This is a genomic window from Kineococcus rhizosphaerae, assembly GCF_003002055.1.
Classification (GTDB): Bacteria; Actinomycetota; Actinomycetes; order Actinomycetales; family Kineococcaceae; genus Kineococcus; species Kineococcus rhizosphaerae.
In genome coordinates this window covers 207,582-230,371 of the sequence record NZ_PVZF01000004.1, presented here as the reverse complement: position 1 = coordinate 230,371, position 22,790 = coordinate 207,582, and the positions used below count along the sequence as shown (strand labels likewise).

Below are 22,790 nucleotides of genomic sequence, written 5' to 3'. Positions count from 1 at the left end.
GGCCCGCCCCGCGGCTCAGACGTCGGCCGCGTCCCGCGCGATCCGCTCCCAGGGGCCGGGGGAGATCCAGCCCTCCTCCATGTGCGTGGCCAGCGCCGGCTGCGCGCCCAGCAGCACGCGCCGGCGCGACGGCCGCCGCAGCGAGCGCAGGTTCACCGCCGAGCGCATCCCCGTGAGGTACGCGCCGCGCGCGAGGGCGCGCAGCGGCGAGGAGCCGCCGTCCTCGGCGTGGTGGGAGACGAGTTCGCGCAGGCTGAAGCGTCGCCGGCCCTGCAGCGTCAGGCAGCTGGCGTAGTCGAAGTCCCCGCCGGAGTAGGCGCACAGCTGCAGCAACCGCTCGTCCTGCAGGAGGGCCCCCACCCGGACGGCGAAGGTGCTGGTCGTGGACTCCACGGGCCCCCACCGGGCGGGCCGGCCGTCGTCGGGGACGGGCTCGGCGTAGGGGGCGAAGTAGTCCGCGCGGGCCGAGCGCGGGTCGCAGGCGGCGTCGAGGAGGCTGACGAGGGTCTCGGGCCGCCAGAGGTAGTCGTCCTCGGCCAGCAGCACGAGGTCGTGGACGTCCCACCCCCGCCGCCGAGCCAGGGACAGTCCCGTGAGGTAGCTCCTGCGGTTGGAGCCGGCCGAGATGGTCACCGGGTCGCCCCAGGCCGCCATGAGCTGCGCCCGGTCCCGGGGGATCGGCCCGTCGTTGAGGAAGACGACCTCGGGGCCGGCGGCGGGTCGCTGGGACGCCAGCGTCTCCACCGCGCGGCAGAACGACTGCAGACCCACGAGCTTGGAGTACCAGTCCGGCCGGGCCTTGCTGTTCTCCCCGCCGTGCGAGCGGTAGACGACGTGGATTCTCACCCCCCGATCGTAGCGACCGCCGGTCACCCGGAGGGGTGAAGTGATCACGGAGGGCACACCTATCGCTGGGTGAGGACCCCGCGTTACAGGTTCGCCGGAACTTTTTCCTCAAGGCCTCGCGGCCCGGGCCCGATGACTCCTGTGTCACCCCGAACGGGCCTTACCGGTTCCGCCGCCCCCCTCCTGCGGCTGGGACCCTGACCACAGCGAGGTTGATCCACCCCCATGTCCAAGGTTTCGAAGTTCCTCCTCTCCGCCGCCGCCGTCGCCACCGTCGCCGCCGGCCTCACCACGGCCGGCGTCTCCTCCGCCTCGGCCGAGGGCGGCGTCACGATCCGCCAGGGCACCGCCAAGGCCGACTACACCGACCCGGCCGGCAACGTCTGGAAGAAGGACAGCGGCTTCGTCGGCGGCTACCAGGTGTCGAACGTCACGTCCGCGGGCATCGCCGGCACCGACGCCTCCCCGCTCTACCAGAACGAGCACTGGGGCATGTCGAAGTGGAGCGCGCAGGTCCCGAACGGCACCTACGACGTCACGCTGAAGATGGCCGAGACCTACTTCTCCGGCAAGAACATCCGCGTCTTCTCCGTGACCGCCGAGGGGCAGAGGGTCGTCGGCGACCTCGACCTGTTCGCCGCGGCCGGCAAGAACGCCGCGGTGGACAAGAAGTTCCAGGTCAAGGTCACCGACGGGTCGATCGACCTCGGTTTCTCCGCCACGAAGAACAACGCCAAGGTCGACGGGATCCTCGTGCAGTCGGTCGGTTCCACGGGCAGCACCCCGGTCGTGACGCCGAACCCGCGTCCGACGCAGCCGACGCCGACCCCGAGCGTCCCGGCGCCGACCACCCCGGCCCCGGCCCCCACGACCCCTGCGCCCACGACCCCGGCGCCCGCGCCCAGCACCCCCGCCACGGCCGGCACCTGGAAGTCCGGCATGTCCGGCGTCGGTGCGACCAGCGGCCAGGCCGGCAGCTGGCGCGGCCAGGCCCTGCAGGTCTCCTCGACCTGGGCCGACAACCCGACCGCGGCGGCGAACTTCTGGCAGCTCGACAAGGGTGCGGAGTTCGGCAGCTGGAACCAGGACCTGGACATCGCCGTCGGCGCCCTCGGCTCCGGGGAGTCCTGGTCGAACGCCGCCAAGGGTGCGTACGACGCCCGCTGGGCCGCGTCCCTGACCACGCTGAAGGCCAAGTGGGGCAACCGCTCCGGCACTCCGTACATCCGGTTCGCGCACGAGATGAACGGCAACTGGTACGCCTGGTCGGTCAACAAGTCGAACTCGGCGGACTTCATCGCCGGCTGGAAGCGCTACCGCGCGTTGCAGCAGCAGATCTTCCCGGCCTCCAAGCTGGTCTTCAGCGTCAACCGCGAGTCGGTCGGCAACGGCATGGACTGGCGCCAGACCTTCCCGGGTGCGCAGTACGTCGACGCCATGGGGGTCGACTACTACAACCAGTACCCGTACGCGGGCACCGCGGCCGTCTTCAACTCCTCCATCCAGGAGACCGACGGGTACGGCGCCCCCAAGGGCCTGGCCACCCACCTGGCGTACGCCAAGAGCGTCGGTCTGCCGCTGGTCGTCTCCGAGTGGGCCGGTCACGCGGAGAACGGCGACTCGCCGGCCTTCATCCAGGGCATGCACGATTTCTTCCAGGCCAACGCGGGCAACGCCCCGGGCAAGGTGGCGTACGAGGTCTACTTCAACGTGGACATCGACAACCACCGCTGGCTGATCACCGACGGCACCAAGATGCCGAACTCGGCGGCGAAGTACCGCGAGGTCTTCTGAGCGGCGCACCCCCTGTGAGCTGAACGGTGGAACGGGTCAGGACCTGCGGGTCCTGGCCCGTTCGTCGTCGTGGGGTGACTCCCGCCCCCTTTTCTCACTCAGAGTGATGACGTGTGATCTCTCCGAAATCGTTGCGCCACCTGGGTCCACCTGCGCTTCCCCGCAGTGCTCTGCGCCGCTACCCTGACCACGGACTGCGATGTCGGGCGGGGGCCCGGTGGGGAGATCGACGGTCCGGGGGAACGAGCCGGACGGTCACCGTCCGTCGATGTTGGGGGGAGTCGCATGGCGACCAAACGATCCGTGCTGGCCGTCGCGCTGGGCCTGTCGGCCGCCGTCGGCCACGTCGTCTACCCGCTCGCGGTGGCCGCAGCCGCCCGTCGGCGCACGGACGAGCCCGTGCCCGCGCCCGAGCAGTGGCCCGCGGTCACGGTGCTCGTGCCCGCCTACCTCGAGGCCGGGGTCATCGCCGCCAAGATCGCCAACGTCGAGAAGAACGGCTACCAGGGCGAGCTCGAGATCCTCGTCGTGGCCGACGGGGACCCGCGGACGGCCGCCGTCGCCCGCGAGGCCGGCGCCCGGGTCCTGCTGCTGGAGGAACGCCACGGCAAGTCCCAGGCCCTCAACAAGGGGATGGCCGCCGCCTCGCACGACCTCGTCGTCATCTCCGACGCGAACTCCGAGCTGGAGTACGACGCCCTCGCCTACCTCGTGTCGCGCCTCGTCGTCGAGGGGACCGGAGCCGTCGCGGGCGAGAAGCTCGAAGGGACCGGGGGCGAACTCGCCTACTGGCGCTTCGAGTCCTGGATCAAGCGCAACGAGGCCCGGCTCGGCACGACCCTGGGCCTGGACGGGGGCCTGTGCGCCGTCCGTCGCGAAGCCTGGCAGCCGATCCCGCAGGACATCTCCAACGACGACTTCTGGATCGCGCTCGACCAGATGGACCGCGGGTGGGCCGTCGCCTACGAACCGCGCGCCCTCATGACCGAACCGTCCATCGGGGCGTTCAACCTGTCCTGGGAACGCAAGACGCGCGTCCTGGGCGGGGGCCTGCACGTCATGTCGCGCAAGCGTCACCTCCTGGACCCGCGACGCGGTCTGGTCAGCGCCGAACTGTGGGGCCACAAGCTGTGGCGCTCGACCCTCGGTCCGGTCTCCCACCTCGCCCTGCTCGGCGTCGCGACGGCCTCGGTCCGTCGCAGTCGCACCGCCCGCCTGTTCCTGGCCGGTCACGCCGTCGGCGCTGCCGCCCTCGTGGCCCAGGAGAAGGGGGTGCGCGTCCCCCTGCCCGGTCGCGTCGTCGCCCAGGTCCTGTACCTGCAGCTCGTGGCCTTCGGCGGCATGCGCCGGTACCTGCGCGGTGACCGCGTGCTGCGGTGGGACAAACCCGAGCGCTGACGACCCGTCCACGTCGAAGGGCCCCGGGGTTTCCCCCGGGGCCCTTCGACGTCCGCGTACCCGCACGCGTCCTCAGCGCGACATGACCACCTGGCCGGCCACGGTCGCCGTCCCGGTCAGCACCCCGCGCACGTAGGCCCAGTGCTGCTCGGCCCGGTCGGTCTGCTTCAACGCCCGGCGCTGCACCGTGCGCACCGCGTAACCGCTGGCCAGGGCCAGCGTCAGGAGCTTGTGCGTCGCGGGGGAGTGGTGCCGGGAGAGGTAGCGCGACATGGCCGCCCCGCGCAGCTGCAGCATCTCCAGCGAGGGAGCCCCCGAACCGCCCGCGGAGTGGGGGACGAGCAGGTCGGTGCGCAGCCGTTCGTGCATCCCGCGCTCGCGGGCGGCGCGGCCGAACGCCATGTCCTCGTTGTAGACGTAGAAGTCCTCGTCGAAACCGCCCAGTTCGAGGAACGTGCTGCGGCGCACCGCCATGCAGGCCCCCGTCGTCCAGTCGACGTCGATGTCCTCGTGCGGCCGGGGCTTGGCGTACACCCCCGCCCTGGGCAGGATCTTGTGCAGCCCGCTCGAGTGCACGAGGGCCCGGGTGACGGTCGGTTCCCAGCCTCCGACGCCCAGTTCGACGTGCCCGTCCACGCCGACCATGGTGGCGGCGCTGGCGGCGCAGTCGGCGTCCGTGGCGACGTCCTCGACGAGCGCGGACAGGACGTCGAGGGTCGGCCGCGAGTCGGGGTTGCCGAACACCACGAACTCGTGGGTGGAGCTGCGGGCACCCATGTTCGCCGCCTTCGCGAAACCCTTGCCGCCGCCGGAGTCGACGTACCGGCCCAGCGGGCGTGCCTCGACGACCTCGCGGACCCCGTCGGAGTTCCGGGCGTTGTCGACGACGACAACGGGCAGGTCGGCGGGCAGTCCGGCGAGCAGTCCGGAGATCTGGTGGGCGCTCTTGTAGCTGACCAGGACGAGTTCGACGTCGCGCACGGCACAAGGTTACCCGCGTGGAACCGTGGTGAACATGGAACGCGACCTGCCAGACTGCTGTGCGAGTGGTTCTCCGCGGTGCGGCGACGGAACCCACACGTACGGGTGCACCCGGGTGAGGCTTCCCGGGCGCTCGGTCCCCCCGGAGGTGTCGCGCCGCTGCGGCCGTGGTCCATGCTGGACGGGTGGTGGCTGGTCGGACGGTTGACGGGGGGAACGTGGGCGACGTGAGCAGCGGGCAGCGGACGACGGCGTGGGTGGTCGCCAAGCAGCTCCCGGCGACGACGGACTCCGGGGGGCGCCAGCGCACCCGCGCGGTGATCGACGCGTACGCGGCGGTGTTCGACGAGGTCCACGTCGTCGGGTTCGGCGCCTGGCCGCAGCGGGACACCCAGCTGCCGGCGCACGTGCGGGTGCACGAGGTGGCCTCGCCCGCCCCGCGGCCCGGCGCGGTCCTGCGCGGTTCGGTGTTCGCGGGGAAGTGGTTCTCCCCGCAGATCCAGCGGATGCTCTCGGTCGGTGTCCGGGCCGGCGACGTGGTGCACGTCGACTTCCCGCAGATGGCGGTGAACGTCCCGGCCGACGTCCAGGTCGACGTCCTGGACCTGCACAACATCGAGTCCGACCTGCTGGAACGCCGGCTGCGCTCGGAGCACCCGCGGTTGCGTCCCGCGCTGGCGCTGGAGGTCGCCCGGTTCCGCCGGTTCGAGTTCGCCCAGGCCCGCCGGGCGCGCCGGGTCACGGCCTGCTCGCGGCGCGACCAGGAGGTGCTGGCCGCCGCCGGCGTCGACAGCACGTTCGTGCCGAACGGCGTGCTGACCGGCGCGAGCGCCGACCCGGTGCCCCTGCGGGGCGAAGGGCGGGTGCTGTTCGTGGGCGCGATGGACTACGGCCCGAACAAGGCGTCGCTGCGCTGGTTCCTCGACGAGGTGTGGCCGCTGGTGCTGCGCCGCGTCCCGGACGCCCGGTTCGACGTCGTGGGCCGCGGCCTGGCCGCCTCGCACCCGCGCCCGGCGGGGGAGCCGGCGGGGGTCGAGTTCCACTCCGACGTCGCCGCGGTCGACCCCTTCTACGACGCGGCCGACATCTGCGTCGTCCCGCTGCTGTCCGGCGGCGGCACGAAGATCAAGCTCGTGGAGGCCCTGTCGCGGGGTCGTGCCGTCGTCAGCACGTCCCTGGGGCTGGAGGGCCTGGAGGAGCACGCGGCCGCGGTGCGCACGGCCGACGGCGCCGAACCCTTCGCGGACGCGCTCGTGGACCTGCTGCAGAACCCCGCGCAGGTCCGCGCGCTCGCCGCGGCGGGGGCCGAGGTCGGTCGCGGTTTCTCGTGGGAGTCCGCGATGACTCCGTTGCGCGACCTGTTGTTCACCATCCGTAGCTAATTGGGTGGAGTGGGGTTCCTTTTCACCCGCTCTGCCCAACCTCACGCTCCGTGATCGTGCCGCTGTAGTAGCCTCGCGGCAGCACCTCGACGGGGAAACCGGTGGCTCGGATTCGTGGGGGGTTCGGACCGCCACCGGTGAGATCGCCCGGTCATCGACGGGTGCTGCGTTCCCCCACGTGTGGTCCTGGCCGGGTTCCCCGTCCGGGCCGACGAGATCCGACCGATCCAGGTTCGAGTGAGGGAAGACATGACCGAGTCCGTTGCTCCCGGCGGGACGCCCGTCTCCGAGATCCCCGTCGTCATCCTCTGCGGTGGCATGGGGACCCGACTGCGCGAGGCCAGCGAGAAGCTGCCCAAGCCGCTCGTCGACATCGGGGGCCGTCCCATCCTGTGGCACATCATGAAGCTCTACAGCTCGTACGGCTTCCGCAAGTTCGTCCTGTGCCTGGGGTACAAGAGCGACCTCATCAAGCGCTACTTCCTCGACTACCGGATCAACGCCGGCGACTTCACGCTGAACCTGTCGACCCAGGACGCCCCGACCTTCCACACCAACGGTGTGCAGGAGGACTGGGACGTGACCTTCGTCGAGACCGGCCTGACGACCGCGACCGCGGCCCGCATCAAGCGCGTCGAGCAGCACCTGACCGCCGACAAGTTCGTGCTGACCTACGGCGACGGGCTCGGCGACGTCGACATCCTCAAGACGCTGCGCGACCACGAGGCCGGCGGCCGCCTGGCCACCGTCACCGCCGTGCACCCCAGCTCCCGCTACGGCGAGATGCACGTCACGGGCGACACCGTCACCGAGTTCAACGAGAAGCCGACCCTGGCCGACGGCTGGGTCAACGGCGGGTTCTTCGTCTTCGACCGCGCCTTCGCGGACAAGTACCTCGAGGACGACCCCGACATGATGCTCGAGCAGAAGCCGCTGCAGACGGTGGCGCGCGACGGCCAGCTGACCGTCTCGCAGCACGAGGGCTACTGGCTGGGCATGGACACCTTCCGGGAGTGGACCGAGTTCAACAAGCTCTGGGACTCCGGCAAGGCCCCGTGGAAGACCTGGGAAGACTGAGACCCCCCGAGAACCGGAGAACAGCTGTGAAGATCGTCGTCACCGGGACCGAGGGTTACCTCGGTGCCCTGCTCGCCCCCACCCTGCTCGAGTCCGGCCACTCGGTGCTGGGCATCGACACCGGCTACTACAAGCAGGGCTGGCTCTACAACGGTGTCACCGCCTCCGTCGAGACGCTGGCCAAGGACATCCGCCACGTGACCGCCGAGGACCTCGCCGGGGCCGACGCCGTCGTGCACATGGCCGAGCTGTCCAACGACCCGCTGGGCGAGCTCATCCCCGACGTCACCTACGTCGTGAACCACAAGGGCTCGGTGCGCCTCGCCGAGGTCGCCAAGCAGGCCGGCGTGCAGAAGTTCGTCTACATGTCGAGCTGCTCGGTCTACGGCGTGGCCGAGGACACCGTCGACGAGACGTCGGCGGTGAACCCGCAGACCGCCTACGCCGAGTGCAAGGCGCTCGTCGAGCGCGACGTCGCGCTGCTGGCCGACGACGACTTCTCCCCGACGTTCATGCGCAACGCCACCGCGTACGGCGCCTCGCCGCGCCAGCGCTTCGACATCGTGCTGAACAACCTCGCGGGCGTGGCCTGGACCACCGGCAAGATCGCCATGACCTCCGACGGGTCGCCCTGGCGCCCGCTGGTCCACGGCCTGGACATCGCCAAGTCGATCCGCGCCGTCCTCGACGCCCCGCGCGAGGCCGTCCACAACCAGATCTTCAACGTGGGCGACTCCGAGCAGGTCTACCGCGTCCGCGAGATCGCCGAGGCCGTCGGCCGGGCGCTGCCCGAGGCCGAGATCACCTTCGGCGAGTCCAACAACGGCGACAACCGCTCGTACAAGGTGAACTTCGACAAGATCCACTCCACGCTGGAGGGGTTCCGCTGCGACTGGAACGCCGACAAGGGCGCCCAGCAGCTCGTCGACGTCTTCAAGAACATCGACCTCGACGAGGCGACGTTCACGGGCCGCGGGCACACCCGCCTCAAGCAGCTCGAGCACCTCATCCGCACCGGTCAGCTCGACAAGGAGCTGTTCTGGACGGTCCCGCCGACCAGTGGGATCGCCAAGTGAAGATCACCACGACCCACATCGAGGGCGTCGCCATCGTCGAGCTCGAGGAGCGCGCGGACGACCGCGGCTTCTTCGCCCGCACGTTCTGCCGCGACGAGTTCCTGGCCGCCGGCCTGAACCCGGCCGTCGAGCAGTGCAACCTGTCCTACAACCACAAGGCCGGGACGCTGCGCGGCATGCACACGCAGGTCGACCCCGCGCCCGAGGCCAAGCTGGTGCGCTGCACCGCCGGTGCGATCCAGGACATCATCGTCGACCTGCGCCCGGACTCGCCCACGCGGTTCCAGCACGTCGCGGTGGAGCTGACCGCCGAGAACCGCACGGCGCTGTACGTGCCGGAGTACTTCGCGCACGGCTACCTGACGCTGACCGACGGCGCCGAGGTCGTCTACCAGGTGTCCCAGAGCTACACCCCGGGCACCGAGCGCGGCCTGCGCCACGACGACCCCGACCTCGCCCTGCCCTGGGCGCGCGAGGTCGCGGTCATCAGCGACAAGGACAAGAGCTGGACCCTCCTGGCGGACGGGGCCGACCTGTCGTGATCATCGTCGACAAGGCGCTGCAGCAGCGTCAGGCCGAGGGTCGCCCGATCCGCGTCGCGCTCGTGGGCGCGGGGTTCATGGGCCGCGGCTTCGTCAACCAGGTCGTGAACTCCGTGCCCGGCATGGAGCTCGTCGCCATCGCCAACCGGACCGTCTCCAAGGCGGTCGACGCCTACGAGCAGGCCGGGCTCACCGGCGTCGTCGAGGCCGACTCCGCGGCGGCGGTCGACAAGGCCATCGCGCAGGGCAAGCCGGTCGTGTCGGCCTCCTACGAGGCCGTCGTCGACGCGGGCCAGGTCGAGGCCGTCGTCGAGGCGACGGGCAACACCGAGTACGGCGCCCACGTCGTCGTCCGGGCCATCGAGCAGGGCAAGCACATCGTCCTGCTCAACGCCGAGGTCGACGGCACCGCCGGCCTGGCGCTGCGCACGCGCGCCGAGAAGGCCGGTGTGATCTACACCGGCTGCGACGGCGACCAGCCCGGCGTGCAGATGAACCTCATCCGCTTCGTGCGCTCCATCGGCGTCACGCCGCTGGTCTCGGGGAACATCAAGGGCCTGCAGGACGAGTACCGCAACCCCACCACCCAGGAGGGTTTCGCCAAGCAGTGGGGGCAGGACCCTTACATGGTGACGAGCTTCGCCGACGGCACGAAGGTGTCGTTCGAGCAGGCCCTCGTCGCCAACGCGGCGGGCTTCAGCGTGGAGAAGCGCGGCATGCGCGGCGCCGACCACCGCGGTCACGTCGACGAGCTGACGACGATGTACGACGTGGACCAGCTCAAGGAACTCGGTGGCGTCGTGGACTACGTCGTCGGGTCCAAGCCGGGCCCGGGCGTCTACGTGCTCGGCACCCACGACGACCCCAAGCAGCAGCACTACCTGAACCTGTACAAGCTCGGCACCGGGCCGCTGTACTCGTTCTACACGCCGTACCACCTGTGCCACTTCGAGGTGCCGCTGACCGTCGCCCGCGCGGTGATCTTCGGCGACGCCGCGATCGTGCCCGGGGACGAGGTGAAGGTGGAGGTCGTCACGACGGCCAAGACCGACCTCGCCGCGGGCAAGGAGATCGACCGCCTCGGCGGGTACGACTCCTACGGCGTGGCCGAGACGTACGCGGCCACGAAGGCGCAGAACCTGCTGCCGATGGGCGTCGCCGAGGGCTGCGTCCTCAAGCACGCCGTGCAGAAGGACCAGGTCCTGACGTACGACGACGTGATCCTGCCCGAGGGCCGGCTCATCGACGCCCTGCGCGCCGAGCAGGCCGCGCTCCTCGCGCGCTGAGACAACCCCGCTCCACCGCACCACCGCGCAAAGCACACTTCGCGCCCCGCACGGCCCCTCCCGAGGGTCCGGCGCACACTTCGAGCCCTCAGCGGCCCGGAGGAGGGGTCCGGAGTGTGCTTTGCGCGTTCGGGTTAGGGTTCCGGACGTGAACTCCGCGGGCAGGCTCGACGTGGCGGTCGTCGGAGCCGGGCGCGTCGGCCCGGTCCTGGGGGCCGCGTTGCGGGCCGCGGGGCACCGCCTCACCGGGATCGCCGCGCGGTCCCGGCAGGACGCCGAACGCGTCGAGGCCCTCCTGCCCGACGTGCCCTGGGTCGAGGCGGCCGACGCCTTCGCCGCCGACCTCGTCCTGCTCGCCGTGCCCGACGACGTCCTCGGCCCCCTCGTGGCCGACCTCGCCCCGAACGTGCGGGCCGGCCAGCTCGTCGTCCACACCTGCGGCCTGCACGGCCTCGGGGTCCTGGACCCCGCCGCCGCGCGCGGCGCCCTGCCGCTGGCGCTGCACCCGGCCATGACGTTCACCGGCACGTCGCTGGACCTGCAGCGCCTGCTCGGGGCGGCGGTCGCGGTCACGAGCCCGCCCGTGCTGGCCCCCGTCGCCGACGCCCTCGTCCGCGAGTGGGGCGCGACGCCCGTCGTCGTCGCCGACGCCGACCGCCCGCTCTACCACGCGGCCCTGGCCCACGGCTCGAACCACCTCGTCACGCTCGTCGCCCAGGCCCTCGACGCCGCGCGCGCCGCGGTGGGCGAGGACGCCGAGCGGGTGCTGCGACCGCTGCTGCAGGCCGCGCTCGACAACGCCCTGCGCGACGGGGACGCGGCGCTGACCGGTCCCGTCGCCCGCGGTGACGCCGGGACCGTCGCCACCCACCTGCGCGTCCTGGCCGGGCAGGACCCCGCCACGGCGCGGACCTACGCCCAGCTCGCCGCCGTCGCCGTCGACCGCGCGTCCGGCACCGGCCGCCTGACCGACCCCGCGGCGCAGGCCGTCCGCGCCGCCCTCGCCGCCCCCACCGCAGGAGAACCGTGAGCCCGTCCGCCCCCGAGTCCGCAGCCCTCGTCGTCACCCGCACCCGCACCGAGCTCGCCGCCGCGCGCGCCGGCCTGACCGGTCCCGTCGCCGTCGTCATGACGATGGGCGCCCTGCACGCCGGGCACGCCGAGCTCATCCGCGAGGCCCGCCGCCGCGCCGCCTCCGTGCTCGTGACGATCTTCCTCAACCCCCTGCAGTTCGGGCCGAACGAGGACCTCGCCCGCTACCCCCGCACCCTCGACGACGACCTCGCCCTCGCCGCCGGGCACGGCGCCGACGTCGTCTTCGCCCCCGGGCCGGACGTCGTCTACCCCGACGGCGACCCCGGGGTGCGGATCGCGGCCGGCCCGCTCGGGCAGGTCCTCGAGGGCGCGAGCCGGCCCGGGCACTTCGACGGCGTCCTGACGGTCGTCGCCAAGCTGCTGCACCTCACCCGCGCCGACCTGGCGTTCTTCGGGCAGAAGGACGCCCAGCAGCTGCTGCTCGTGCGCCGCATGGTCCGCGACCTCGACCTCGGCGTGGAGGTCGTCGCCGTGCCGACGGTCCGCGAGGACGACGGCCTGGCGATGTCCAGCCGCAACCGCTACCTCACGCCGTTCGACCGCGAGGTCGCCCTCGTCCTGCAGCGCGCCCTGGAGGCCGGGCGCCGGGCCGCCTCGGAGGGGCCGTCGGCCGTGCGCCGCGCCGCGCGCGACGTCCTGGTCGCCGAACCCGCCGCCCGCGTCGACTACCTCGCCCTCGTCGACCCCCACGACCTGGCCGACGTCCCCGAGCACCACCACGGCGAGGCGCTGCTGGCGGTCGCGGCCAGGGTCGGCTCGACCCGGCTGATCGACAACGTCCCCCTCGTGGTGGGGCGGGGCGTCGACTGACCCCACTAACCTCTACCGGGTGAGTGAACAGACGCCCGACCTGCCCGAGGACGAGTTCGAGGACCTGCCCGAGCAGGTCCGGGTCCGCCGGGAGAAGCGCGACCGGATCCTCGCCTCCGGCGGCGAGGCGTACCCGGTCTCGGTCCCGCGCACGACCTCGCTGGCCGACCTGCGCACGGCGTACGCGCACCTGGAGGCCGGGGAGGAGACGACCGACGAGGTCGGCGTCACGGGGCGCGTCGTGTTCCTGCGCGGCACCGGGAAACTGGTGTTCGCGACCCTGCAGGAGGGCGACGGGACCCGGCTGCAGGCCATGGTCTCGCGCGACGGCGTCGGCGAGGAGGCCCTCGCGGGCTGGAAGTCCGACGTCGACCTCGGCGACGTCGTGTTCGTCCACGGGACCGTGATCTCCTCCAAGCGCGGTGAGCTGTCGGTGCTCGCCGACAGCTGGCGGATGGCGTCGAAGTCGTTGCGCCCGTTGCCCGTCCTGCACAAGGAACTGTCCGAGGAGACGCGCGTCCGGCAGCGCTACGTCGACCTCATCGTGCGCGAGGCGGCCCGGTCGAACGTGCGCGCCCGCTCGACCGTCGTGCGCCAGGTGCGCCGCACCCTGGAGGACCGCGGGTTCCTCGAGGTCGAGACGCCGATGCTGCAGACCCTGCACGGCGGAGCCAGCGCGCGCCCGTTCGTGACGCACTCGAACGCCTTCGACACCGACCTGTACCTGCGCATCGCGCCCGAGCTGTTCCTCAAGCGGCTCGTCGTCGGCGGCATGGAGCGCGTCTTCGAGATCAACCGGAACTTCCGCAACGAGGGCGCCGACTCCACCCACTCGCCCGAGTTCGCCATGCTCGAGGCGTACCAGGCCTGGGGCGACTACGACACCATCGCCGACCTGACGAGGACGATCGTCCAGGAGGCCGCGCAGGCCGCCTTCGGCTCCCACGTGGTCACGTGGGCCGACGGGACCGAGTACGACCTCGGCGGGGAGTGGAAGCAGATCTCCATGTACCCGTCGCTGTCGGAATCCCTCGGCGAGGAGATCACACCGGAAACCCCGCGGGCCCACCTGCTGGAGATCGCGAAGAAGCTGGACATCGGCGTCGACGAGGTGCGCTGGACCGGCGGCAAGCTCGTGGAAGAACTCTGGGAACACCGGCTGGGCGATTCCCTGGATTCCCCGACCTTCGTGCGCGACTTCCCCGTGGAAACGTCCCCGCTGGTGCGGGCGCACCGTTCCGTGCCGGGTGTGGTGGAGAAGTGGGACCTGTACGTGCGCGGATTCGAGCTCGCCACCGGGTACTCCGAGCTCGTCGACCCCGTCGTGCAGCGCCAGCGCTTCGTGGAGCAGGCGAAGCTGGCCGACCTCGGCGACGACGAGGCCATGCGCATCGACGAGGACTTCCTGCGCGCCCAGGAGCACGGGATGCCGCCCACGGGGGGCATGGGGATGGGGATCGACCGCCTGCTCATGGCCCTGACGGGGCTCGGGATCCGCGAGACCATCACGTTCCCGCTGGTCAAGCCCCGCTGAGCCGCTCACCGCGGGAGCAGGACGGCGGCGACGTACCCTGGTCGGGTGGAATACCTCGCCGCTCTCCTGCCCTCCGCGGGACTGGCCGTGCTGTTCGTCCTCCTGATGCGTTCCATCCTGCACGCCGACCGCCGGGAACGGGCCGCCGCGGCCCGCGTGCGCGCCGAACGACGCGCTTCCGCCGAAAGCGCCCCGACCGACGGCCCTTCCTGAAGTCGCGACACGGCTTTTCCTTTCCCGGGTGATTTGACCCCGCGCTCACGAATGCGCCAGAGTGTTCTTCGCCCGGTGCACCCACGCCGGTCGTCCACTTTTGTGAAAGGAAAGACCCTGATGGCGCAGAAGGTGCAGGTCCTCCTCGTCGACGACATCGACGCCGGTGAGGCGACGGAGACGCTGACCTTCTCCCTCGACGGGGTCAACTACGAGATCGACCTCTCCGACGAGCACGCCGCCGCCCTGCGCGAGGCCTTCGCCCCGTGGGTCGGGCACGCCCGCCGCGTCGGCGGCCGCACCGGTGCGAGCCGCAAGACCGCCGCCGCGGCCCCGAAGCCGGCCGCCCGCGCCGCCGGCGGTCCGGAGCGGGACACCACCGAGGTCCGCACCTGGGCCCGCGAGAACGGCTACACGGTCTCCGACCGCGGCCGGATCTCCGCCGAGGTGCTGCAGGCGTTCGACGCCGCGCACTGACCCCACCCACGCAGGGCCCGACCACCACCCGGTGGTCGGGCCCTTCGTCGTTCCCGCCTCGTCCGTCGTGCCGTTCGTCGTGCCGTTCGTCGTGCGGGGGGTGGCCCGCGGGGGCACCGCAGGGGGGAGGGGACCATCCCTCCTTCCGACGGCGGGTGCGCCCAACGACGGATGCGGCCGCCGGGCACGGTGCGTGACGATCGGGACGTTCCGCTGCGGGGCCCCGTCCGAGGGCCCCCGGCGTCCTCGTCCCCGTTCGACCCACCACTCACCGAAGGGCTCCTCATGATCGAGGCGGTCGGCCTGCGCAAGGTCTACGGCAAGAAGGTGGCCGTGCACGACCTCAGCTTCACCGTGCGCCCGGGCATCGTCACCGGGTTCCTCGGACCCAACGGGTCCGGCAAGTCCACGACCATGCGGATGATCGTCGGGCTCGACCGGCCCACCGCCGGTCAGGTGCTCGTCGACGGCCGGCCGTTCACGGCGCACCGCGCCCCGCTGTCGACCGTCGGCGCGCTGCTGGACGCCAAGGCGGTCCACACGGGCCGCTCGGCGTACAAGCACCTGCAGGCCATGGCCGCCACGGCCGGCATCCCGAACTCCCGGGTGGACGAGGTCATCGACCTCGTCGGCCTCGGCGAGGTCGCCCGCAAGCGGGCCGGCGGGTTCTCCCTGGGCATGGGGCAGCGCCTCGGCATCGCCTCGGCCCTGCTGGGCGACCCGTCGACCGTGATGTTCGACGAACCCGTCAACGGCCTGGACCCCGACGGCATCCTGTGGATCCGCAACCTCATGAAGGAACTGGCCCGTCAGGGGCGGGCGGTGTTCGTGTCCTCGCACCTCATGAGCGAGATGGCGCTGACCGCCGAGCACCTCGTCGTCATCGGCAAGGGCCGGCTCATCGCCGACGAGAGCGTCGCGGCGTTCGTCGACCGCGTCCAGCCGCGCGGGGTGACGGTGCGCTCACCGCAGCCGGCGGAGCTGCGGGAGATCGTCGCCGCCGAGGGCGGCTCGCTGGCCGTGATGGACGACGGCAGCTTCGACGTCCGCGACCTGTCCGCCGAGCGCATCGGCGACGCGGCGGCCCGCCGCGGGGTCGCCCTGCACGAGCTCACCACCGTCAAGGCGTCCCTGGAGGAGGCCTTCATGGAGCTCACCGCCAACGCCGTGGAGTACCAGGCGCAGAGCGCCGGTGCCGCCGCGGTGGTCGTCCCCGAACCCGGCGTCCCGGGATCCCCCGTGCGAGAGGAGGTCGCGCGATGAGCGCGACGACCGTCGAGGTCCAGCAGTTCCGGCCGGTGCAGCACCGGGTGACGTTCGGCGGGCTCGTCCGCTCCGAGTGGATCAAGTTCTGGAGCGTGCGCTCCGTCGTCGTCACGATGCTCGCGTCCGTGGTCGCCACGGTCGGGATCGGCGTGCTGTTCTCCCTCGCCGCGCGCACGGCCCTGACCTCGGGCCCGCCCGAGGCGCAGGCCGGGGTGAACGGGTTCGCCTTCAACATGATGGGCGCCCAGTTCGCGTCCCTCGTCGTCGCCGCGCTCGGCGTGATCATCATCGCCGGTGAGTTCTCGACGGGCATGGTCCGCACATCGTTCGTCACCGCCCCGGGCCGGGTCGGCGTCCTGGCCGCCAAGGCCGTGGTCCTGGCGGCCAACGTGCTGGTGCTGCAGGGGCTGGCGGTGTTCGTCTCGTTCTTCCTGGGGCAGGCCGTCCTGAACACCCGCGACCTCGGCGTCTCGATCGGTGACGACCACGTCCTGCGGGCCCTCGTCGGCACCATCGTCACGATCGTCGGCGTCGCCCTCATCGGGCTGGCCGTCGGGGCGCTGCTGCGCAACTCCGCCGGGGCGATCGTCACGGTGGTCGCCGCCCTGTTCGTCGTGCCACCGCTGCTGGGGCTCGTCCCCGACTCCTGGGGCGGGGACAAGATCAACGAGTTCTTCCTGACGAACACGGTCGCCAACTTCGGCACCCTGACCGCTTCGCCGGCCTACCTCGAGATCGGCCCGGGGATCGCGGCCTTCGCCGGCTGGATCGTGCTCCTGGGCGCGCTGGCGGTCCTGACGCTGAAGTCGCGGGACGTCTGAGGCGGCGCTCGGCCCGACGAGGCCCGGACGACGGGTCCGGGCAGGTGGACGACCCGCCGGTCGCGAGGTGCGACCGGCGGGTCGCCGTCGTTCCGGGGTCGTGCGGGTCCAGCGGGAGCCGGACCGTCCCGGCTCCCCGGACGGTCGGCGCAGCGACGTCAGCGGCCCGAGCGCCGCGCGGCCGTCCTCGACCTCGACGCTCACCCTCGACGCTCACCGGAACCACCCGGTGAGGTGGCTCGGAGCGTCCAGCACCTTCACGTCCCGTGGGAGGTCTGCTGCAGTCCCCGGACGCGGAAGCGCAGACCCGGGGCGTGGTACTCCTCCAGGGCGTGCGCGATCCACCCCGCCGTGCGGGCCACCTCGAACACGAACTCCCCGGCGTCGGCGGGCAGGCCGTGGGCCAGGGCGTGCGCGGCCAGGGCCAGGTCGACGTTCGGGAACGCCCGCGCCCCGTGCGCGCGGACCACCTGCTCGACGAGGGGCCCGACGACGTCGGCCACCGGCCCGGGCGGCAGCGCGTCCAGCAGCTCCTCGGCGCGCGGGTCGCGTGCGGTGTGCACGACGTGACCGAAACCCGGCACGCCGTCCTGCGACAGGCGGCGCGCGGCAACCGCCCGCGCCGGCCCGTCCGTGAGGACCTGCTCCAGGAAGCGGTGCGCGGCCGCGGCGGCGCCGGCGTGCAGCGGACCGCCCGCCGCGCCCAGGGCCGCCGACAGCGCCGACGGCAGGGGAGCGCGGGCGCTGGCCGCCACGCGCGCCGCGACCGTCGAGACGGCCAGGCCGTGGTCGGCCAGCAGGACCAGCGCCGGGCCCCAGCGGCCCGGCGCCCCCAGCGCCTCGTCGACGGCCTCGGCCACCGAGGTCCGCACGCCCAGGACCGCGGCCAGCAGGGGCTCGGGATCGGCACCGGCCTCGGGACCGGCCTCGGGAGCGGCCGGGGCCAGCGCCCCCGCGACCGCGACCGCCACCCGCAGCCGGGCCGGGGGGCGCGTGGCCGCGGGCAGCCCGGCCAGCACGTCCCCCACCCGCCGGGTCAGGTCCTCGTCGCGGCGCAACGGCCCCGCCGTCGCCGTCCCCGACCACAGCAGGCGGGCGACCTCCTCGAACGACGTCGTCCGCGACAGCTCCACCGCGTCCCGCCCGCGGTAGCGCAGGCGGTCCCCGTCGAGCGACGTGAGCTCGCTCGCGACCGTCTCGACCGCGCCGGCCGGACGGCTGCGCCCGCGCGCGGCGAGCGCCGCGACCTGGGCCGCGTCGAAGCGGCTGCCCCCGGGGGTGCGCCGCGCGGTGATCAGGCCCCGGCTCACGTACGCGTACAGGGTCGCCGTCTTCACCCCCAGCCGGTGGGCGGCCTCCCGGGTGCCGATCTCCCGGGTGCCGATCTCCCGGGCGCCGATCTCCCGGGCGCCGATCTCCCGGGCGCCGATCTCCCGGGCGCCGATCTCCCGGGCGCCGATCTCCCGGGCGCCGATCTCCCGGGCGCCGATCTCCCGGGCGCCGATCTCCCGGGCGCCGATCTCCCGGGCGCCGATCTCCCGGGCGCTCGTCCCCGGGGTGCTCGACTCGTCCACGGTTGATCCGATCAACGTTGACCGGGCCCGTCAACCCGCTGACGCTGCGGGCATGACCGAGACGATGGTTCCCCCGGGCCTGAAGGGCGTGGTCGTCACGACGACCGAGCTCGGCGACGTCCGCGGCGAGGAGGGGTTCTTCCACTACCGCCAGCACTCCGCCGTCGAGCTGGCCCGGACCCGCTCGCTGGAGGACGTCTGGTTCCTCCTGCACCGCGGCCGGCTGCCCTCGCCCGCCGAGCTCGACGCGTTCCGGGCCGAGGTCGCGGCGGCCCGGGCGCTGCCGACGGCCGTCGTCGACCTGCTGCCGGCCCTGGCCGGGCTCCCGCCGCTGGCCGGGCTGCGCACCGCCCTGTCGCTCCTCGGCGGCCGGCCCGTCTACGACGCGTCCGTCGAGGAGCGGGCCGCCGACGCCCTGCGGGTGTGCGCGCTGACCCCCACGGTCCTCGCGGCCCTGCACCGGGTCCGCTCCGGGCTCGACCCCCTCGCCCCGCGCGACGACCTCGACGCCGCCGCGAACTGGCTGTGGGTGCTGCACGGGCGGCTGCCCGACGACGAGCACGTCGCGGCGCTGCGCCGCTACCTCGTCGCCACCGTCGACCACGGCTTCAACGCCTCCACGTTCACCGCCCGCGTCGTCGCCTCCACCGGCGCCGACGTGGTCTCGGCCGTCGTCGCGGCCCTCGGCGCCTTCTCCGGCCCGCTGCACGGCGGGGCCCCGGACCGGGCGCTGGCCGCGCTGGAGGAGATCGGCACGCCCGAGCGGGCCCCGGCGTGGGTGCGCGCCCAGCTCGCGGCGGGCGGGCGGGTCATGGGCTTCGGGCACGCCGTCTACCGGACCGAGGACCCGCGCTCGGTGCTGCTGCGCGAGACGGCGCTCGCCCTCGGCGGCCCGCTCGTCGAGCTCGCCGTCGACGTCGAGCAGCGGGTGGTCCAGACGCTCACGGAGCTGAAGCCGGGGCGCCGGCTGCACGCCAACGTCGAGTACTACGCGGGCGTCGTCATGTCGCTGTGCGGGCTGGAGCCGTCCCTGTTCACGCCGACCTTCGCCACGAGCCGCGTCGTGGGCTGGACCGCCAACGTCCTCGAGCAGGCCACCGACCCGCGGATCATCCGGCCCTCGGCGCGGTACGTGGGGCCCGAACCCCGCCGTTGAGCGGGCGGTGAGCGGGCGGTGAGCGGGCTGCGAGCGGGTGGGCGCGGCAGGGCGGGGCCGGACCTGAGCCGTTGCGCCGACGGCGAACGAACTGGCGGAACACCCCGTCCTGGGCGCAGGTTGGTCAGGACAACCGGGTCACGATCGGCTCACGACCACTGCGGCGACGCTGGTGGGAGTGAGAGTGTCGGGGCTCGGGACTAGCATCGGAATGGTCCGGTCGGGGGATTGCCCCCCGTGCAGTCCGGGCCCGACCACCCGCGAGGAGCGCCGCATGTTCGAGAGGTTCACCGACCGCGCCCGACGGGTCGTCGTCCTGGCCCAAGAAGAGGCCCGGATGCTCAACCACAACTACATCGGGACCGAGCACATCCTGCTCGGCCTGATCCACGAGGGGGAAGGCGTCGCCGCCAAGGCCCTCGAGTCGCTGGGCATCTCCTTGGACGCCGTCCGCGAGCAGGTCCAGGAGATCATCGGTCAGGGCCAGCAGGCCCCGTCCGGTCACATCCCCTTCACCCCCCGCGCCAAGAAGGTCCTGGAGCTGTCGCTGCGCGAAGCGCTGCAGCTCGGACACAACTACATCGGGACCGAGCACATCCTGCTCGGCCTCATCCGCGAGGGTGAAGGCGTCGCCGCGCAGGTGCTCGTCAAGCTCGGCGCCGACCTGAACCGGGTCCGTCAGCAGGTCATCCAGCTGCTGTCCGGCTACCAGGGCAAGGAGCCCGCGACCGCCGGCGGCCCCCAGGAGGGCACCCCCTCCGGCTCGCTCGTGCTCGACCAGTTCGGCCGCAACCTCACCCAGGCCGCCCGCGAGGGCAAGCTGGACCCGGTCATCGGCCGCGACCCGCAGATCGAGCGCGTCATGCAGGTCCTGTCGCGGCGCACCAAGAACAACCCGATCCTCATCGGTGAACCGGGCGTCGGGAAGACCGCCGTCGTCGAGGGCCTCGCGCAGGCCGTCGTGCGCGGCGAGGTGCCCGAGACGCTCAAGGACAAGCAGATCTACACCCTCGACCTCGGCGCCCTCGTCGCCGGTTCCCGCTACCGCGGTGACTTCGAGGAGCGGCTGCGCAAGGTCCTCAAGGAGATCCGCACCCGCGGCGACATCATCCTGTTCATCGACGAGATCCACACGCTCGTCGGGGCCGGTGCCGCCGAGGGCGCGATCGACGCCGCCAGCATCCTCAAGCCCATGCTGGCCCGCGGGGAGCTGCAGACCGTCGGGGCCACCACCCTGGACGAGTTCCGCAAGCACATCGAGAAGGACCCGGCCCTCGAACGGCGCTTCCAGCCGATCCAGGTCCCCGAGCCCACCCTCGCCCACGCCATCGAGATCCTCAAGGGTCTGCGCGACCGGTACGAGGCGCACCACCGCGTCTCGATCACCGACGCCGCGCTGGTGGCCGCCGCGACGCTGGCCGACCGCTACGTCAACGACCGGTACCTGCCGGACAAGGCGATCGACCTCATCGACGAGGCGGGCGCGCGACTGCGCATCCGCCGCATGACCGCACCGCCGGACCTGCGCGAGTTCGACGAGCGCATCGCCGACGTCCGCCGCGAGAAGGAGAGCGCGATCGACGCGCAGGACTTCGAGAAGGCGGCCTCCCTGCGCGACAAGGAGAAGAAGCTCCTGGCGCAGAAGGGCGAGCGCGAGAAGCAGTGGAAGTCCGGTGACATGGACGTCGTCGCCGAGGTCGACGAGGAGCTGATCGCGGAGGTCCTGGCCACGGCCACGGGCATCCCGGTCGTCCGGCTGACCGAGGAGGAGTCCACCCGGCTGCTCCACATGGAGGACGAGCTGCACAAGCGCGTCATCGGCCAGAACGACGCCATCAAGGCGCTGTCGCAGGCCATCCGGCGCACGCGTGCGGGTCTGAAGGACCCCAAGCGCCCGGGCGGGTCGTTCATCTTCGCCGGCCCCACCGGCGTCGGGAAGACCGAGCTCGCCAAGGCGCTCGCGGAGTTCCTCTTCGGCGAGGAGGACGCGCTCATCCAGCTCGACATGAGCGAGTTCTCCGAGAAGCACACCGTCTCGCGGCTGTTCGGCTCGCCCCCCGGCTACGTCGGGTACGAGGAGGGCGGCCAGCTGACGGAGAAGGTGCGCCGCAAGCCGTTCTCGGTCGTCCTGTTCGACGAGGTCGAGAAGGCCCACCCGGACATCTTCAACTCGCTCCTGCAGATCCTGGAGGACGGTCGCTTGACCGACTCCCAGGGCCGCATGGTCGACTTCAAGAACACCGTGATCATCATGACCACGAACCTCGGCACCCGGGACATCTCCAAGGGCGTCGGCACCGGGTTCGCCGCGGGGTCGCAGACCGCGCTGACGAACTACGAGCGGATGAAGTCGAAGGTCAACGAGGAGCTCAAGCAGCACTTCCGGCCCGAGTTCCTCAACCGCGTCGACGACATCGTCGTGTTCCCGCAGCTGACGCAGGACGAGATCATCCAGATCGTCGACCTGTTCCTCAAGCGCCTCGACGACCGCCTCAAGGACAAGGACATGGGCATCGAGCTCACGCCCTCGGCCAAGGTGCTGCTGGCGACCAAGGGCTACGACCCGGTCCTGGGCGCCCGCCCGTTGCGCCGCACCATCCAGCGCGACATCGAGGACGTCCTGTCCGAGAAGATCCTGTTCGGCGACCTGCGCGCCGGCCAGATCGTCTCCGTCGACACCGTCGGCGAGGGCTCGGAGCAGACGTTCACCTTCGAGGGCACCTCGAAGGAGGACCTCCCGGTGACCGTCCCCGTCGGGGACGTGCCCACCGAGGACTGACCTCGCAGGCCCCACGGCCCGGCTCCCGTTCGCGGGGGCCGGGCCGTTCTGCGTCCCGGGGCCGTGGGCGCGTTCGGGCACGTTGCCTCCCCGGTCCCGATGAAAGCGACCGGGGAGGCAACGTGCCGGTACGGGTCTGGGAGGATCACGGGATGCCGCGCCCCGACATCACGGTCCGTCCCGCCCGCACGGGCGACGTCCGCGCCGTCCGCAGCCTCGTGGAGGAGTACGCGCGGCAGCGCATCCTGCTGGGCAAGGAGCTCATCACCCTCTACGAGGCCGTGCAGGAGTTCGTCGTCGCCGAGTTCGAGGGCCACGTCGTGGGGTGCGGTGCGCTGCACGTGCTCTGGGAGGACCTCGCCGAGGTGCGCACCCTCGCCGTCGACCCGAGCGTGCGCGGGACGGGGACGGGGCACCTCATCCTGTCCGCGCTGCTGCGCCGGGCCGACGACCTCGGCGTCACCCGGCTGTTCTGCCTCACCTTCGAGACGGCGTTCTTCGAACGGCACGGGTTCGTCGAGATCGAGGGGACCCCGGTCGAGCCGGAGGTCTACGCCGAGATGCTGCGCAGCCACGACGAGGGGGTCGCCGAGTTCCTCGACCTCGCCCGCGTCAAACCGAACACGTTGGGCAACAGCCGCATGCTGCGGCTCACAGGAGGAAACGCGTGAGCACCACCACCG

The 22,790-nt window shown here is 72.2% G+C and carries 21 protein-coding genes; 18 read left to right on the top strand and 3 right to left on the bottom strand.

The features are described from left to right. Positions 1-15: 15 nt before the first annotated feature. Positions 16-846, bottom strand: a complete 831-nt coding sequence (locus tag CLV37_RS10265) for a hypothetical protein (protein ID WP_106209878.1) — start codon at positions 844-846, stop codon at positions 16-18. Between the two features lie 225 nt (positions 847-1,071). On the opposite strand from CLV37_RS10265, the gene CLV37_RS10260 reads away from it, so the two are divergent. After that, on the top strand, positions 1,072-2,640 hold the full coding sequence (locus CLV37_RS10260) for a malectin domain-containing carbohydrate-binding protein (RefSeq protein WP_106209876.1): 1,569 nt from the start codon (positions 1,072-1,074) through the stop codon (positions 2,638-2,640). Positions 2,641-2,925: 285 nt separating this feature from the next. After that, positions 2,926-4,038 carry a glycosyltransferase gene (locus tag CLV37_RS10255; RefSeq protein WP_106209874.1) on the top strand — a complete coding sequence of 371 codons (1,113 nt, stop codon included), beginning with the start codon at positions 2,926-2,928 and terminating at the stop codon, positions 4,036-4,038. Between the two features lie 72 nt (positions 4,039-4,110). On the opposite strand, the gene CLV37_RS10250 is transcribed toward CLV37_RS10255, so the two are convergent. Then, a complete protein-coding gene (locus CLV37_RS10250; protein ID WP_106209872.1) occupies positions 4,111-5,019 on the bottom strand; it encodes a glycosyltransferase family 2 protein in 909 nt (302 codons plus the stop codon). 227 nt (positions 5,020-5,246) lie between these two features. Here CLV37_RS10250 and CLV37_RS10245 point away from each other — a divergent pair, with 227 nt between their 5' ends. The 12 genes from CLV37_RS10245 (at position 5,247) to CLV37_RS10195 (ending at position 16,598) form a co-directional block, all read left to right on the top strand. Beyond that, on the top strand, positions 5,247-6,401 hold the full coding sequence (locus CLV37_RS10245; protein ID WP_170127166.1) for a glycosyltransferase family 4 protein: 1,155 nt from the start codon (positions 5,247-5,249) through the stop codon (positions 6,399-6,401). Positions 6,402-6,650: 249 nt separating this feature from the next. Then, positions 6,651-7,478, top strand: a complete 828-nt coding sequence (locus CLV37_RS10240; protein WP_106209868.1) for a glucose-1-phosphate cytidylyltransferase — start codon at positions 6,651-6,653, stop codon at positions 7,476-7,478. A gap of 26 nt (positions 7,479-7,504) precedes the next feature. Beyond that, positions 7,505-8,554, top strand: coding sequence for an NAD-dependent epimerase/dehydratase family protein (locus CLV37_RS10235; protein ID WP_106209866.1), 1,050 nt, complete (start codon positions 7,505-7,507; stop codon positions 8,552-8,554). Further along, positions 8,551-9,096, top strand: coding sequence for a dTDP-4-dehydrorhamnose 3,5-epimerase family protein (locus CLV37_RS10230; protein ID WP_106209864.1), 546 nt, complete (start codon positions 8,551-8,553; stop codon positions 9,094-9,096). The genes CLV37_RS10235 and CLV37_RS10230 overlap by 4 nt, the downstream gene beginning before the upstream one ends. Next, on the top strand, positions 9,093-10,382 hold the full coding sequence (locus CLV37_RS10225; protein WP_106209862.1) for an NAD(P)H-dependent oxidoreductase: 1,290 nt from the start codon (positions 9,093-9,095) through the stop codon (positions 10,380-10,382). The genes CLV37_RS10230 and CLV37_RS10225 overlap by 4 nt, the downstream gene beginning before the upstream one ends. A gap of 148 nt (positions 10,383-10,530) precedes the next feature. Continuing rightward, positions 10,531-11,412 (top strand): Rossmann-like and DUF2520 domain-containing protein, encoded by an 882-nt coding sequence (locus CLV37_RS10220; protein WP_211298536.1) that lies wholly within the window; start codon positions 10,531-10,533, stop codon positions 11,410-11,412. After that, a complete protein-coding gene (panC, locus tag CLV37_RS10215) occupies positions 11,409-12,287 on the top strand; it encodes a pantoate--beta-alanine ligase (protein ID WP_106209858.1) in 879 nt (292 codons plus the stop codon). The genes CLV37_RS10220 and panC overlap by 4 nt, the downstream gene beginning before the upstream one ends. 19 nt (positions 12,288-12,306) lie before the next feature. After that, complete coding sequence (lysS, locus tag CLV37_RS10210) at positions 12,307-13,821, top strand: lysine--tRNA ligase (protein WP_245885341.1); 1,515 nt, start codon at positions 12,307-12,309, stop codon at positions 13,819-13,821. A gap of 45 nt (positions 13,822-13,866) precedes the next feature. Then, positions 13,867-14,034, top strand: a complete 168-nt coding sequence (locus tag CLV37_RS27505) for a hypothetical protein (protein WP_170127165.1) — start codon at positions 13,867-13,869, stop codon at positions 14,032-14,034. Positions 14,035-14,154: 120 nt separating this feature from the next. Further along, the gene (locus CLV37_RS10205) at positions 14,155-14,511 is read left to right on the top strand and encodes a histone-like nucleoid-structuring protein Lsr2 (protein WP_106209856.1); all 357 of its coding nucleotides are present in this window, start codon (positions 14,155-14,157) and stop codon (positions 14,509-14,511) included. Between the two features lie 285 nt (positions 14,512-14,796). Then, on the top strand, positions 14,797-15,774 hold the full coding sequence (locus CLV37_RS10200) for an ATP-binding cassette domain-containing protein (protein ID WP_106209854.1): 978 nt from the start codon (positions 14,797-14,799) through the stop codon (positions 15,772-15,774). Beyond that, the gene (locus CLV37_RS10195) at positions 15,771-16,598 is read left to right on the top strand and encodes an ABC transporter permease (RefSeq protein WP_106209852.1); all 828 of its coding nucleotides are present in this window, start codon (positions 15,771-15,773) and stop codon (positions 16,596-16,598) included. The genes CLV37_RS10200 and CLV37_RS10195 overlap by 4 nt, the downstream gene beginning before the upstream one ends. 257 nt (positions 16,599-16,855) lie before the next feature. Here the strand turns inward: CLV37_RS10195 and CLV37_RS28070 are convergent, their stop codons facing one another. After that, complete coding sequence (locus CLV37_RS28070) at positions 16,856-17,968, bottom strand: citrate/2-methylcitrate synthase (protein WP_425433617.1); 1,113 nt, start codon at positions 17,966-17,968, stop codon at positions 16,856-16,858. On the opposite strand from CLV37_RS28070, the gene CLV37_RS28995 reads away from it, so the two are divergent. From CLV37_RS28995 to CLV37_RS10175, 4 genes are all read left to right on the top strand, one after another. Continuing rightward, the gene (locus CLV37_RS28995) at positions 17,945-18,178 is read left to right on the top strand and encodes a pentapeptide repeat-containing protein (RefSeq protein ID WP_211298534.1); all 234 of its coding nucleotides are present in this window, start codon (positions 17,945-17,947) and stop codon (positions 18,176-18,178) included. The two genes, CLV37_RS28070 and CLV37_RS28995, sit on opposite strands and share 24 nt — an antisense overlap. A 46-nt stretch (positions 18,179-18,224) precedes the next feature. Continuing rightward, positions 18,225-19,328: a citrate/2-methylcitrate synthase gene (locus tag CLV37_RS10185; RefSeq protein ID WP_106209848.1), complete on the top strand. Its 1,104-nt coding sequence runs from the start codon at positions 18,225-18,227 to the stop codon at positions 19,326-19,328. Between the two features lie 274 nt (positions 19,329-19,602). Then, positions 19,603-22,107 carry an ATP-dependent Clp protease ATP-binding subunit gene (locus CLV37_RS10180; RefSeq protein WP_106209846.1) on the top strand — a complete coding sequence of 835 codons (2,505 nt, stop codon included), beginning with the start codon at positions 19,603-19,605 and terminating at the stop codon, positions 22,105-22,107. A gap of 152 nt (positions 22,108-22,259) precedes the next feature. Beyond that, a complete protein-coding gene (locus tag CLV37_RS10175; RefSeq protein ID WP_106209844.1) occupies positions 22,260-22,778 on the top strand; it encodes an amino-acid N-acetyltransferase in 519 nt (172 codons plus the stop codon). The last annotated feature ends 12 nt before the right edge of the window (positions 22,779-22,790 follow it).